The organism is Acidianus manzaensis, from assembly GCF_002116695.1.
GTDB lineage: Archaea > Thermoproteota > Thermoprotei_A > Sulfolobales > Sulfolobaceae > Acidianus > Acidianus manzaensis.
In genome coordinates this window covers 2,634,630-2,650,039 of the sequence record NZ_CP020477.1, presented here as the reverse complement: position 1 = coordinate 2,650,039, position 15,410 = coordinate 2,634,630, and the positions used below count along the sequence as shown (strand labels likewise).

Here is a 15,410-nt window from a genome sequence, read left to right as displayed (position 1 = left end):
TGTTAATAGAGTGAATTTCAAGCTTTTCCTTTCTTTACTTTTTGTAAATGAGTTTATAGTAATACCGAATAAAGTTACAGAACTGTTTTTATTAATTTATTTCTAAGAAAGTGATTTTAGGGAGTAGCGGAGAGGAAGTCAGAAGTTTCTCTATTTTGTATTTTACTAAGCACTAATACTTCTAAATCTGTAAAAAGATTTTTATTTGTCATCACTTTAATTCAATATTTATAGTGATCTGATTTGGGTATATTAGATATAATAACCTATTTAAGCGCATCTGCAAGCGTCATTTCAGCAACAGCCTTGGCATTCTCAGTATATTATTCTCATAAACAAACTAAGGCATTACAAGGACAAGTGGAAGAATTAAAGAAACAAAATGCTGAATTATTAAAGAAACCTAAGCTGAAACTTGAGATTTATGGTGCTACTGTAGCAAACAGAGAGCCAGTTTATATTGCTGAAAATATTACTATCGGTGAAGCAAAAATTATCAAATTAAAAATAGAAAATACTGGTAATACACAAGCTAGAGAATGTGTAGTTAAGGCTATTAAATTTACGTCTTCTGGAAGTGTCACATCTTTGGAGAGGCTTATTTGGCATATGTATTTTAAGGATGTTTGCATATACGGAAAAGAAAAAGTACCCTTCTTTATGACCATAACAAAAAACGATTTTGAATTAGTTGACCTAATAGTCTTATTCAGATATAACGCAAACAATGCAAATGAAAAAGAGACTTTTCTTGGTTCTCAGAATTTAAAATTTAATATCCCATATAATCAAATAGAATCAGTTAATGCTCCCTTAGTAATTAATCAAGATGATATAATAAAAATAATAGTTTATTGCGAGAACTCTGACCCAGCATCCCTATGCCTACGGATTAAGAAGAAAAAACATATTGATGACATAATGTCTGACCAAGATTTAGATGATTTTATTGAACGTATAGAAAATAGCGATTGTAATCACACTTAACTCTTTGCTAAAGATATATCAGGAAAAAACTCATGCTTTAATTCATTGGCGATAAGGAATTCGTGGTTATCTTCTACAACAAATACAGAGCAATAGGACCTTCAAAAGAGAAGCTAGACGACACGGACAGATGATCGATCTAAGTTAGGCTATACAGCTTATATTTAAGATTCAGAACTAATCGTCAAATTAAAGGAGCAGGATGCAGAAGTCACTATTTATGGTGAGAGCGTTAGGAAACCACTAGCCCATTGCATAGCAAAAATATATGACTTGTTAATGCGAATAGCAGAAACATTGAATAGACAATAATGCAATTAAACTTTAGCATATAATATTAAATACTTAAATTGACTAAATATTGCTTATGAAGTGTTCGGTACCATATTGCATAAATGAGAATACAGAACCTGTTAAGCTTAAGCATGTTAATGGTTGGCCTGAGGTGCAATTGTGTAATTTCCATGCTGAAAGGTTTAAGTTCATTGATGATGAGTTGGATTCACTAGCCCAAACTAGGGGCTTCAATGAAACCTACTTTATGTTCTACATCCCTATTGAACTCCTTAAGCAGGCATTATTAGCATTCGGAATGGGGCTTAATGAACCATCAGCAATAATGGCTAGGTCAGCCCTAGAGGCTGCATTGTTCTATAGGCTTATCGCTAAGGATCTTAAATTCAATAATAATGGCGTACTCGTTAGTTACACCCCTGACGACCAAAATATTAATATGTTAAAAGATAAGAAGATAGGTTTCCAGTTTTTGATTAATTGCGCTAAGATTGGTGGTCTATTGAATAATAATTTGACCGAATGCGCTAATAAAGTTAAGAATAATGGTGATCATATTGCACACTTAGCTGAACAATTCACTAGAAAACTTACAGAAGCATCAAAAAGCTCAATAAAGAATAACTCATCAATAACTAATGATCTGAAAATATGGCTAGATAATGAAGAAGCCAAGAAGAATATAGATTGTGCAGTAGAAGTAATGAAACATTTAATCGAAGAGACATACAAGCTAGCATCGGTGGCAAAAACATAAAACATGGAACCAGGCAACAACTACACTCATAAAAATTATAATTTAATATTGCCTATCCACGAATGTTTTTCTCTCATATAATTCAATTTATTTCTTAAGTTTTAATTTATATTCTTTCTGTTAGCTTAAATAAATCTTAGAAATCTCTCATAAATTGAATTTGTAGAATACTGCTTAGAATGCGGAGGAAATTACAACTCCATAATGCTTTTTCGTGTACCCAGCAATTTTATGTTAAAAGTAACTAAATTACATCTTCGTTGTTCATAATATATAAATAATGTGAATATAAAATAATTTATGTGCCACAAAACTTCGAAGAGAAATTTTTAGAGCCATTCATAAGAGAGACTGAGAAGACTGAGAAGTATATTTGCGATATTCTTAGAGAGAAAGGAAATCAAGTAAAGATTATTATCGTTGGTCCTCCTCTCTCTGGGAAAAAATACTTCATAAATCACCTAAAAACTTACCCTTGTGAAGGACTCGACATTGATCCCTCCAAAATAGTTGAAAAAGTATTAAGTTATGAAGAGGAGAAAGTTCCTGTAGACGATCAAAATAAGATAAAAGAGTTCTTTAAGAAATTCCAGGAAAAATTAAAGAATTTATTCACAACATCAGTCCCTCTAAATGACCTAGAGAGAGAATTAGTAGGCGATGACAAGAGATCAAAAGAGAGGATTAGGCTACTACTAGAAAAGAAAGAAGTACTATTTGGCGATAAGATCTCGAAGGCAATAGTAAAAAGCCTTAAAGAGATAATGAAAGAAAACGAAGACGCCTACATTATTCCATTTTGGATACCTAACAAGATATTATCGGAAGATAAAGATTCTCAAGATATAGGAAAGCTAAATGACATCCTTAAAGAAGAGAATACAAGAATAAACTGGTTTGGAATTAATTACGTCATGCCCAGCTTACTGAACTACATTAAGGAAGGAAAGGAGGATGAACTAAGGCACCAGCTAAAAACTCTTAACGAATTAATGGAAAAAACTAAGATTAAAGATCTGATAATAGGAGGAATTATTGATGGAGGCACTGAGATTATTACAAATAATTTGAATGAAATTCTTAATAAGATTATAAAACCAGAAGTATTGAATTTCATATCATCCACATTTGGTTCCATTGGAGGAACATTACTGAGTGTGTTAATTGGAGGAGCAATTAGGTCAAACGACGAGAATCCACTTAACGGATTCCTAAAATTAGTAATTAAATGGAAGACTCTTAATGATGACTTGAGGAAATTCTTTGCCTATAGTCTTGCCTTCTACTTAGGCGTTAGTTTTAATGAAGTATGCCAAGCACTTGAAGCGTTAAATAATGAGGAAAAATACAAAAAACTTGAACAATTAATTGAAGAAACTCATCCTGGGATAAAGCAAATTACTGGCAAAGATCTTCCGTTATTTTACAATATTCAAGGAGAAGTAGTCAACATTCATGAAGACGAATTTAACAAAGTGTGGGAGCTTGTAAAAGAGGAATTGAGTAACCCTACTGGAAAGATTATTGTAATTAGGGGTGAAATGGGCGTTGGTAAAACCTACCTAGCTTATAGGATAGCAAGAGATATAGCAGAAAAATACAAGGATATAAAAATCTATTGGATAAAAGGACCAGGGAATTTCACCGATTATATGCCCGTAAATAGGGCAGTTTACCTCTGGGATGATTCTAACTTTGAAGAGAACTCTTGGGAAATCTTTAAGGTAGGAAGAAATTCAAAAAATAAGCCTAATGGCCCAGTCATCATTTCACTATCTAACTTTAGATTCAATAAAATGATGGAGAAGCTAAAGGACAGTTATAAAGAAAATAATGAAGAACTTAAAAGCATCGAACAGAGGATAATGGAAATTGAAACAAAGCAAGCTTCTGAGAAAGAGCTAGCGGAAGTGTTTTACTCTCAACTGAAATTATTGGAAGAGCAAGAAAGAAATAATTCTCCTCAAATAGAAACAGTACAGAAGTTCAAAGATGATATAATAAGAGAAAGTAAAGGTCTTCCAATTTTCATTCGTTTCTTCTTTGACAAGATAAGGAAAGGTAGTATAAGTGAAGAGGAAATCAAAAAATTCCTTGAAAATATGCATAACATCCACTCCCTCGAAGAATATGTTAAGAATAGAGTTAAAGATGCCTATCTTTCTCTATATAAGAATAATGGAAGACTACATGAAGTTAAAAAAGAGAAACTCTGCCTCCTTTCTTTTCTTAAGCTAGCATGTATGGAGGGAGTAAATCTTAACGCTTTTTACCCTCTTGTTGATGAAGATGAAGTAGAAGATCAAGAACTAAAACTATTAATAAATGCTTTAACCAAGCTACAATGGAGATACATTGATGAAGAGGAGGTAAGACTACCCCTATTTGAAGTAAATTACGAAGGTGAAGTAGTTCCAATTCATCCTTCTGTACTCATAGGTATAGAAGAGAACTTAAAGGAAGTACTTAAAGCAGAGAATATAGATACGAATTATTTGGAGAATATTGAGGAGAAGATTAGGGAGTATATTAAGAAGAATAAGGATAAGTATTTGAAGGTAATTGAAAGTATAGAAGATCCACAAAATTTAGTTGACCTCGAACTTAATGGACTTTATCCACCATATACTTTATCACTCTTTTGGCTCCTAGAGGAGGAAGAAAGAGAGAAGTATGAAGTCTGGCTCTTAAAATATCTTATGGTAATCTTTGAAAAGAGTAATAGAACTATACTCATAGACGCTTTAGGATATGTAATATTTCAAATTATCTATATATTGCAGAAAGACTTTCTAGAAGTCGAGAATATTAAACATGTTATTAAATATATTTACTTGAAATTAATAGAATCAAACAATGAAACAGCAAGACTACTCGCTTGGTTAATGTTACCAGAACTTCTTGATAAAAGAATAATTAATAAAGAAGAAGCAATACAAAGGAAAAACTACTACTTGAAATTACTAGAATCAAACAATGAAATAATAAGAGATGACGCCTGGTCCAAGTTATCAGAACTTCTTGATAAAAGAATAATTAATAAAGAAGACTCTAACTATTTCTTGAAATTACTAGAATCAAACGATGAAATAGCAAGACTACTCGCTTTGTTAATGTTACCACTACTTCCTTTAATAATTGTTAAAGAAGAAGCAGTAAAAAGGAAAATCTACTACCTAGAGCTACTCTTTTCAGATATTTCATTTATAAGTGATGGTGCTAAATTAATTCTTCCTGAACTTAAGGCTAGGGGTATAATAAGTGATGATGAGATTAAAAAAACTAATAATAAATAAAGGTAAATTAGATTCTCTAACATGAGGTAAAATTTATGAATTACTTCACCATTTTCTGATACTCTAATAATAGTTAACTAAATTAATGCCTTATAGAAACCAATAAATTCAAGAGCAAAACAAGATTAATTATTTTATAATTATACCTCATATTTTAAAATTAAGTCTAATCCTATTGATAGACCTTTATTGTCTTTTAACTAAAAATCATGAGTGGATTTTTCGGAAACTGTTATCTAGAATCAACTTCTTAAAAATATAAATAAGGATTAATAAAAAGCAATCTCATTTTTTAATGAACGTCAAAAAATATTTTATATCCAAGGTTTTGGACTTTTTCTTATTTTGCTTTTGTAAAACAGAATTTATATAAGTTCACAAAATTTTTAATTGAAAGATTTATTACTACTCCTACACTGTTTTTTGTAGTATTTAATTTATTTGCAAAAATTTAATTTCTTTTTCTATTATTAAATGAAGTTCAATAATATTTTCATGAATTGAATTTATAGAGTCCATAAGAAAGGAGTAGTTCATGAGTTTTTATATCTTGCTCATATCTTTTATTTTATTATCATAATAAGTGGGTAAGCGTCCTTATCTGACTGATTTCCAGATTCGCTTATAGAAATGTTTCCTGATAATAAACATAAAGGTTTTATATTTGCATCATCCTGTCGATATCCCTCGACAGTCCGCTATTTCGATCATCCTGCCAGTATCCCCTGGCAGTCCCATAATATAAATATTGTAAATACAGTCTTTAAAGTTTTCTTCTAAATCTCAAACCTGCTGTATACCCAGTATGTTCGACTATTAGCATAAGTTTGATTAGTACTTGAAAATGACTCTTCCTTAAATCATATCGTCCTAGACTAGAAATTATCAAAAACAGAATTAATATACCTAAAAATTAGATAAGTCCTTTCTTAACGTATTCCTCTTCATTACTTTGAATAAAGTTTTTATTATATGGTATTGTAATAATGCTTTTTTCCGCTAGATTAAAAGAAGATAGGAAAGACCTTTACGATAGAGAGAAAGAAATAGAAATGGTAAAATAAAAGGACAAATCTTGCCTTTCTGGGTTAAAGTTCTTAAGAGCAAGAATCCGTTGTTTTTCATAAGGGAGTAACTACCGTAGAAGTAACGCTTTAGACTGAGACAGAACCTTTTAGACGTGGAATCAGCAAGAGTCCTATGTAAGTTCAAAATTTAAGAAAAATGGGCAAAAAGTTTAAATACAGTAAGAATAAGGTTCAACTAAGCTGGGGAGAAAATGAGGGAAAAAACTTACAAGATTATAGAGAATAATTTTGTGGCATTGGAGAAGTATGCTAAAGAAGTACCTTACTTTAAGCACAGAATTGAACCTAATAGAGCATATATGAAATTTGGAGTGAGAACTTCAGACGAAAGCTTCCGGTATAAAAATCTTTCTGATGAAATTTTTGCATACTCCTCACTACTTATGCAAATTTTTACGTTGATTTCCTATACAATTACTGTAATTCGCTGTAAGCTTTATTGTAATAACAAACAGCCCAAGTTATAACAGCTAGCTTCCTCGCACAAGCAATAATTAACTTCTTTCCTTTCAGCTTCCCCTTATGATTCTCGTAAAACTCCTTAATAGTAGGATTAACCCTAATGGCAGTTAAAGCAGAAAGATAGAACAATTTCCTCAATAACGCATCACCACGCTTAGAAATTCCTTGAGTTAGAATCCTTGAACCACTTTGCTCAATAAAAGGATCTAGGCCACAGTAAGCAACAAACTTCTTCTTCGTCGAGAAACGTGAGAAGTCTCCCACTCTAGCAACGATTAAGGAACCAATAGTCTCACCAATGCCTGGGATTGTGAAAATCACGTGATCTCTTGGAATGACGGTTTTTAGTTCTTCTTCTATTTTCTTCTTCCTTTCCTCGAAGTGCTTCAGCTCTTGTAATAAGAATTTTATTTCGTCAGCTTCTGGTTCGTTCATGTTCATGGCTTTTTCAAGGTTATCCTTGTTTAGCTTGTCGTCGAGTCCTAGAGAGTTTAGGTTTCTTCTTATTCTGTTTTTTATTTTACTTGTTGTTCTTGTTATGAAGTCCCATTGGGTTGTTAGTTCTCTTTCTTTTGAGATTTTGCCCATTCTTGTTTCATCTAGTTTTATTTCTGCAAGTTTTTTAGCGTCTATTTTGTCGCTTTTCTTTCCTCTTATACTCTTGTGTTTTGATATTATCAAGGGGTTTACTATTCTTATTTCGAAGTCTTTGCCTAGCGCTCTTATTATCTTTCTAGTGTATATTCCAGAGTCTTCTAGTATTATTTTTGTTCCTCTTGGCAGCATTTTTCTTATTTCTTCATATCCTTGTTCATTGTTGTTTAATTTGTATATTTTGCCTTGGTAGCTTAAATACAAGTTTTTCTTTCCTACATCTATTCCTGCTTTTTGTCCCTCCATTTTCCCAACCTCATGTTTTATCCAGGCTTTTGCCCAACTTCCGGTACGGATGGAGGGGAGGCCAAGCTTTCGGCCGAGCTTAAAGCTCCAGGTTGAGTTCGGCCTCACCCTGATCGGGTTTGTATAAATCAAACCCGACTAATATGTTTTATATGAGATTGGGTGTTATCGCAATTGAAGATATAAGGGAATTAGATGATTATGCTACTGGTGTTTTCTATACTTACGAGTTTATTCTTATGGGTATGACGATAGATGATTTAATTAAACTCTCAAATTTTGAGATAAATAGTGAAGGGCTAACTACTGTTCTTTCTCGTGGTTATGTGAAAATGAAAGGGAGAATAATAAAGGAGTATGGAAAAGATAAAATTACTGAAGATAATATAACAAAACTTATTACGATGTTTAATGAAATTACGGAGAATTTGTATGAAAGGATGTAATGCAAACAATATAATTGATAATAGAAATAAAATTTTATTTCGATATGTAGATGAAAACGAATATAATTTTATAATAAAAAATGGCTACGTATGGTCTATTAATTTTCATGTATATGGAGGTACTTATTGGACGTATCTCTTTACTAATGATGAAATATGTGCAAAAGATGTATTGAAACTAGATCATGAAGTTCAATTTAGAGTAGCATCATTTACGGAAATATCTTTGTTGTATATTAAACCACCTAGAAAAGAAGACATTGAAACGATAATAAAAGATTTAGATTTATACATACCACAGGCTCAGTCTACTAACTTCGAGACATACTATAGTCCATTAATAGTGCTTCTTGATGGGCCAATAATTCCAGCGTCTATATACGATATTAGAAATAGTAAATTAATGTACTGATTTCCTTTCTAGCTTTAAGGGTTCACTCATCAATTATAGTTTGCATCTCTTACTAAGGCAGATAATCTAGTTAAGTACTATATTATTTATCCGCTTAACTTGAATAGTGCGTTTGAATGCAGTAAAGAAAATCAACAAATAATGCAAGATAAATTGTAATCTATGCAACCCTCTATAGTTTGTGGATTTTCTGAAAATTGATGTTATTCTCTATATTAGAACTATTCATAGAATTGCCGTCTAGTTTCAAATGATACACACCAAATCCTAGGTATATTACAATAATCACAAAATTGATACTAGTTAGTATTTGCATATTTCTGGGACTAACTTTTTGTGCATTAATTTCTTTACGTTTAATTTTAGCGTATTACATAGTGTGTGTACCATTTGAATCTTTACGTCGGTTCTACGGATGATTTTGATAAGGAGAATGGCCTTAGTTTCCAGATAATCCACAAACTACGTATTACATACTAATTTTCATGACTGCAATCCAACACAGAACAAAGTTTTTATTATACGGCACCGTAATAATTACGGTACCGTAATAATGCTTTTCTCCACCAGGCCAAAAGAAGATAGAAAAGACCTTTACGATAGAGAGAAAGAAATAGAAATGATAAAGGACAGTATTTTTAGAGGAGAATGGACAGCAGTATTAGGAATTAGAAGAATAGGAAAAAGTAGCGTAGTTAACGTTTCTGTAAAAGAAAGCGGAAGCATACCAATTTACGTTAATTTAACTAGACTAAACACAACGAAGAAGAAACAGTACGATAAGGCTTCATTCCTCTCATTACTTCTCGAAAGCACAAATTTAACAATAAGGAATTATACTTTTCTAGGGAAAATATCTAGAATTATTTCAAATATAGTCGGTTTAGAAGAAGTCGATTTTTCTTCACTAAAAGTTAAAGGAAAACTGAAAAAAATTGATACTAAAGATCTCTCCTATTTATTCTTAGAATTAGATCGATTAGCAAAAGACAATAGAAAAAAAGTGACAATAGTGCTGGATGAAGCACAAGAGTTAAGCAAAATTGCAGGAATAAATTTCCCTTCCCTTTTTCACGATATTTATGAAGAATGCAACAATACCGTGGTCATCTTCACTGGGAGTATGATCAGAATTTTAGAGAGTACGCTGAAAGATATAGAGTATCAAGAACCATTTTTTGGAAGATATATAAGGAAAATTACCTTAGAAAGGTTTACTAAAGACCAAAGTGAAGACTTCCTTACCAAAGGTTTCGAAGAAGAAGGAATTTCAGTGGATAAACAAATTATAGATGAAGCAGTTCAAAAACTAGACGGAATTCCAGGTTGGTTAACCATATTCGGTTCTGAATACTCATTCGCAGTAAAACACGGACAAAAACCACGCATAGACGACATAGTTTCTAAAGCAGAAGAAGAAGCTAAAAGCGAAGCCAAAAATTTCCTTGAAAATAGCCAGTCACCTTTAAGGTATTCAGCGATAATTTTAGCCTTAGATAGGTTAGGTGGAACTGGAGAACTCAAAGAAATAAAAAAAGTTTCATCAACAATTTTAGATGAAGAAATACCTGAACCAAGAGTTTACGAACTATTGAACAGACTAGTAGATTATACACTCGTAGAAAAAATAGATGATAAGTACAGCCTTCCAACTGATGAGCCCAACAGAAAAGGTATTGTAAAATCAGCGGAAGAAATATTTAAATCCGAAACTCAACGTGATTAAATATTCTTTTTAAGCTCATTCAATATTGAGAAATCCATAACGTAATATCTGGGAAAACTAAATGATAGCTCTAGAAGAGAAGGCATTTATTTCTTTGCCCCTTATCTACTTTATGTCTAGAGCGGAGACAAAGTTAAATCCAGTCAATGCTTGTTCCTTCTCCCCCGATCTTATTATGTGAAAAGTCCTGGTAACCTTTTCCCAGATACAAACTAAATGCAAAAAATTTCAAATTAAATCCCTAACTCTACTTATTAAGTTTTCAAATAGATGTACCAAGTCACTTTTTAATTAGAACAGGTAATTGGCTTATACCAGATTCACTGTAACATTGCTCGAGAATTTTTTCGTATTCTTCTTCTTCCGCATTTATGTCAATGGTAAATTTTCTTTCTTGATTACATAACCAGCCGTCGAGTCCTTTGAATTTTCCTTCATTTACAAAATCTTTTTCAGTAGGGCGTTTTTTGCCTTTCCACCAAACCATTCCTACATCAAAACTAATTTTTCCTTCATTTATCTCAATATTTTCAAATCCGATTGTAAAATAGTTATCCTTCAGATTTTCAGACTCATGATCTCCAAAGGCCAGAGTAATAGAATTTGCATCAAAAGGAAAAGGATCGAGATATGTATATTCAAAACCTTTTCCTTTGAGTAGATATCTAAAACGTTTAAACGCAATGATCATTCTATTCAAAGCTTTATTTATATCTTTATCAGATTGAGATGAGGGAGGATCAGGACGTTGATTTTTGTTTTGAGATGGTGGTAAAGTACTTGAAGTAGCTTTCTCTTTATTTTTATCTTCACTTACATCATTTTTTAATCTATTTATCTCAATCTTAGAGGGGTCGTTAATCGCATTTTCCAATTCCTCATTAGAAGGTCTTTTCATCCTAAATTCTTTGATCTTCTCAAATCTAATCTTAGCATCTCTATATTTTTTAATTAAATTAGTCTTCATTCTGTTATATATATAGTCATTTACGAATATTATAATTAGATTATTTTGAATAAAGTCTGTTTTGATTATTTTCCACAATTTTTCATCGTAACGTTTATTATCCCAGAGGTAAACAGCGCGACCAGATTGTTTTATAAAATTTGATTGTTTTATAAAATTTTCTGGGTCAATTATATAGAAGAGTTCTACTCCATTATTAATAATTTCTTTAGCTATCCTATAAGCTAAGTATGATTTTTCAACATCTTGTTCTACTGCAATTACAATAATCTGCCCTTTGGGGTTTTTTAACTCATTCATGATGTAATTCTTCAATTCTTCAAACTCCTTACCACTAATGTCAATTATATCTCTGATAATGTTTAAAGCTTTCCTTAACTCCTCGTCACTATTTATTGGAATTACGTCTCCTTTTTTTGCTCTTTCCTCTCTGTTTTTTGCTCTTTCCATAATTATAATATACGCATAATATATTATATTTTTCCCAGAAAAGTTTATACGTACATATCCTTATTACAAATTATAAAGCCTAACTTGAATCTTATTTCTCTTAGGGATAAATAACTCACCCTTCTATAACTGGAAAAAACTTTTCTTAATCTAGAGAGATATTTGGAAACTTCTCATTAGAGTAAGCATAACTTTAATAAAGATTTTAAACTCCTTTAATAAGCTATTGAACATAATCCATAGTGTCGTCAGATAAACATAAATTATTTCTAGGGTATTTCAGTATCATTAATTGTAAGTTTGTCTTGATGAGAGGAATGTAAAATTTTTAACTACTTAACGACATTATGAACATAGTCTAACATGAAGGAAATAGCTTAGAACAAGCTAACTTTTTCAATTTTAAATATATTTTATGAAATAAGAAACTTACCTCAAAATTTTAGCTAATTCATGTACATTACCATTAGTGTATACTTAGAATACTTAACGCTTATTTACGAACAGTACTAATCAAGAGAATAACCTCAATTTTCCTGGTACTCCACAAACACATTATCATTATCAAATGCAGAATTTTCAGTACTAGTACAGAGAAAACAAGATTTATTTACTAAGAATCTTTAATTAATTTAAATGGCTAGATTTTTAGAAGTCTCACTCGAGAGAGTTTCCATATTTAATACTAAACACTTATATAGATATGTTGATCAAAATGAATTTGATTTTATCAAAAAACATAGAATAATCTATTCGCACAATATAATTGGAACATATTTTACCACATTCTTTACTAATTCCAAAGACGATGCACATCAATATCTACGTATTAAAAAAGAACAAATATATAGAGTTGGAGGATTTCCCATAAGCTACGTTTTAAGTTTATTAAAACCACATGATCTTCGTAAGAGATATTTCTTATTGAAAGGTTATGTGCAACCTATACGCAAAACAATAGGTGGTGCAGACGAATATCTAGTTAAAATCCCTATACCCATATTAAAACCATATAATTACATATATAATCTTGATTCTCAGCAATGGGTAAAAATCTAAAAACATTTCGAGGATAAGGAAACCCACACTCGTAAAGATGAAAATAACTCATTATAGAACACCTCTTATATACAGTTGACATTTTTATATATACGCCCCGAAGAATGTTTCATTACACAAAACTGAATAAAAAACTTATACAGTTAATTTATATAATATCATAGTAAAAGTACATTTAGGTTTCTCATTCTTTAACGTCATCACATTTACGAAAACAAAAAATTAAACTATATCAGTTGATCGAAATTAGATCTAATCAAAAAAGGAGCTGAAAGCTCGTCCTTTACCATTTAAAACCTAAAATCTAAGACAATACAAATATTACAAAGTTCAAACCAATTATTATTATGCTAGTTACAGGCGGAATGGGATTCATTGGCTCAAACTTCATAAGATACATAGTAGAAAACAAAAAAGATGATGAACAAGAAGTTAAATTCCCCATAATAAACGTAGACAATCTAAGTTACGGCTCACATCCAGATAACCTAAAAGGAATAGACGAAACAAAACACAAATTCATCTACGCAGACATAACAGACAAAGAAAAAATAGAAGAAATAATAAAACAGCACAAACCAGAAATAATAATAAATTTCGCAGCACAAAGCCACGTAGATAGAAGCATAAAAGACCCAACACAATTCGTAAAAACAAACGTCCTAGGCACACTGAATCTACTAGAAGCAGCAAGAAAATACGATACCAGATTCATCCAAATAGGGACAGACGAAGAATACGGAGAAATAGAAAAAGGATCATTCACAGAAAACGACAAACTAACACCATCATCACCATACTCAGCATCAAAAGCATCAGCAACACTACTAACCCTATCCTACGTAAAAACATACTCATTAGACGCAATAGTAACCAGAACATCAAACAACTTCGGACCAAGACAATACCCAGAAAAACTAATACCAAAAACAATAATAAGAACACTCCTAAACCTACCAATACCAGTTTACGGAACAGGAAAAAACGTAAGAGACTGGATATACGTAGAAGACAACTGCGAAGCAATATACACAGTAGCGAAAAAAGGAAAAAAAGGAGAAATATACAACATATCAGCAAACCAAGAAAAAACCAACCTAGAAATAATAAAAGAAGTAGTTAAAATAATGAACAAAGAAGAAAAAATAAAATTCGTAGAAGACAGACCAGGCCATGACATAAGATACAGCATAAACTCACAAAAAATAAGAGGACTGGGATGGGAACCAAAACACACATTCCAAGAAGCACTAAAGAAAACAGTAGAATGGTACATACAAAACGAATGGTGGTGGAAAAAAATACTAACACCAGAAGTAATAGCAGAAACACCATGGAAATAAAAAGAAACGTAAAAACCATAAAAAGTAAGCAATTTTACGTTGCATCTGATACTCACATCCAGTTCTCTTCCCTCCTTAGGATAGAACAGAGAAAACTTTTTCCTAATTTTATTCTTGTTAACTATCTGTAAATCTTCTAAGTCAACGTTAAGTCAAAAAATCACAAAGCAAATATAACTCCTACCTATTTTATTACCTCAATCACCTTCTCAGCTTTCGAAATCATCCTTTCAACATTAAAATCCCACTTCCCATCTTCAGTAAAATGCTCATAAGGAATAGAAGCAGTCAAAAGATACTTAGAAGTATAAGGATGAACAGACAAGTACACTTTATCGTTAAATTCGTATTCAGCTTCTTTGATGAACTCAACGTACTTTAACAATTGACCCTTCCAACCTAGGATATGAGCAACATAATAATTATCTAAAACGTGAACATAGTATAAAGTAGGAATTCTAGTTAAATACCTTAACGTCTCTTCCTTATTAAAGATGACTTGTAGCCTAAAAGTAAACCTAGTAAAATAAGTAATATATGATGGTATTAATCCTTTTCCTGCAACATGCTTCTGATAGTGATACAGCAGATCTCTAAATGAGATCCCCAGAAGAGATGAAAGCTCTTTCAAACCAACGTCTGTTCTTTCTTGTTTCATTCCTATTATTCTTACGTCATAATAATCTGGCTTAAAATCATCCGTCAAATCAACATTCTGAAATGGTTCTCTTTCCCTAGGAGAAATTCCCTCAAATTCTTTCGTTTCAAAATTGAACATTGAATAATCTAAAGGATAAATTAATCTGCTTTTTACTTTTCCTAAGTACTCATAATGATAAATAAAATCATTATCAAGCAAATAATCAAAAATCTTGAAAAAACTTAAACTATTTGAATAAATCATCAAATTAATTGAGGAAGGATTGAAAACATCTCTCAAAGCGAAACCAATCATTCCATCAAACATTTCATACAATTTCAACAAATCAAATTTCCTTCGAGAATAAATAGTAAAAATGTACTTATCCAATCCCAAAGCTTTCTCATTGAAGAAAGGAAAAGTCCTGTACTCGTAATTATTCCTCAGATAGCTGATTAATTCTTCAGCATCCTTTATTCCAGATAATAATCCCAAAATTTTTGGGTTTAAATCTCCAAACCTCTGAATGTAATAGAGGAGTGTAGAAAGTTTGTTCTTCTGAGAAAGTAACTGCACACTAAAA

At 31.5% G+C, this 15,410-nt stretch carries 11 protein-coding genes; 8 read left to right on the top strand and 3 right to left on the bottom strand.

The genetic code is table 11. The features are described 5' to 3' along the window. The first annotated feature begins 243 nt into the window (after nt 1–243). The 3 genes from B6F84_RS13645 to B6F84_RS13635 all read left to right on the top strand — a co-directional run bounded on the left by B6F84_RS13645 (nt 244) and on the right by B6F84_RS13635 (nt 5,334). Nucleotides 244–987: a hypothetical protein gene (locus tag B6F84_RS13645; protein WP_148692750.1), complete on the top strand. Its 744-nt coding sequence runs from the start codon at nt 244–246 to the stop codon at nt 985–987. A 367-nt stretch (nt 988–1,354) separates the two neighbouring features. Further along, on the top strand, nt 1,355–2,038 hold the full coding sequence (locus tag B6F84_RS13640) for a hypothetical protein (protein ID WP_148692749.1): 684 nt from the start codon (nt 1,355–1,357) through the stop codon (nt 2,036–2,038). 302 nt (nt 2,039–2,340) lie between these two features. After that, nucleotides 2,341–5,334, top strand: a complete 2,994-nt coding sequence (locus tag B6F84_RS13635; protein WP_148692748.1) for an nSTAND3 domain-containing NTPase — start codon at nt 2,341–2,343, stop codon at nt 5,332–5,334. A gap of 1,502 nt (nt 5,335–6,836) precedes the next feature. On the opposite strand, the gene B6F84_RS13630 is transcribed toward B6F84_RS13635, so the two are convergent. Further along, entirely contained in the window at nt 6,837–7,784 is a 948-nt protein-coding gene (locus tag B6F84_RS13630; protein ID WP_148692747.1) for an IS110 family RNA-guided transposase, read from the bottom strand. 152 nt (nt 7,785–7,936) lie between these two features. Here B6F84_RS13630 and B6F84_RS13625 point away from each other — a divergent pair, with 152 nt between their 5' ends. The 3 genes from B6F84_RS13625 (at nt 7,937) to B6F84_RS13615 (ending at nt 10,368) form a co-directional block, all read left to right on the top strand. Continuing rightward, nucleotides 7,937–8,230, top strand: coding sequence for a hypothetical protein (locus B6F84_RS13625; RefSeq protein WP_148692746.1), 294 nt, complete (start codon nt 7,937–7,939; stop codon nt 8,228–8,230). Beyond that, a complete protein-coding gene (locus B6F84_RS13620) occupies nt 8,217–8,642 on the top strand; it encodes a hypothetical protein (RefSeq protein WP_148692745.1) in 426 nt (141 codons plus the stop codon). Before B6F84_RS13625 ends, B6F84_RS13620 begins: the two co-directional genes overlap by 14 nt. A 553-nt stretch (nt 8,643–9,195) precedes the next feature. Next, entirely contained in the window at nt 9,196–10,368 is a 1,173-nt protein-coding gene (locus tag B6F84_RS13615; protein ID WP_148692744.1) for an AAA family ATPase, read from the top strand. Nucleotides 10,369–10,648: 280 nt separating this feature from the next. Here B6F84_RS13615 and B6F84_RS13610 read toward each other — a convergent pair whose 3' ends face one another. Beyond that, the gene (locus tag B6F84_RS13610) at nt 10,649–11,785 is read right to left on the bottom strand and encodes a hypothetical protein (protein ID WP_148692743.1); all 1,137 of its coding nucleotides are present in this window, start codon (nt 11,783–11,785) and stop codon (nt 10,649–10,651) included. 636 nt (nt 11,786–12,421) lie between these two features. On the opposite strand from B6F84_RS13610, the gene B6F84_RS13605 reads away from it, so the two are divergent. Both B6F84_RS13605 and rfbB read left to right on the top strand, forming a co-directional pair. Continuing rightward, on the top strand, nt 12,422–12,844 hold the full coding sequence (locus tag B6F84_RS13605; RefSeq protein WP_148692742.1) for a hypothetical protein: 423 nt from the start codon (nt 12,422–12,424) through the stop codon (nt 12,842–12,844). A gap of 341 nt (nt 12,845–13,185) precedes the next feature. After that, the gene (rfbB, locus tag B6F84_RS13600) at nt 13,186–14,187 is read left to right on the top strand and encodes a dTDP-glucose 4,6-dehydratase (RefSeq protein WP_222703228.1); all 1,002 of its coding nucleotides are present in this window, start codon (nt 13,186–13,188) and stop codon (nt 14,185–14,187) included. A 184-nt stretch (nt 14,188–14,371) separates the two neighbouring features. Here rfbB and B6F84_RS13595 read toward each other — a convergent pair whose 3' ends face one another. Then, nucleotides 14,372–15,403 (bottom strand): AsnC family protein, encoded by a 1,032-nt coding sequence (locus B6F84_RS13595; RefSeq protein WP_148692740.1) that lies wholly within the window; start codon nt 15,401–15,403, stop codon nt 14,372–14,374. Nucleotides 15,404–15,410 lie beyond the last annotated feature (7 nt).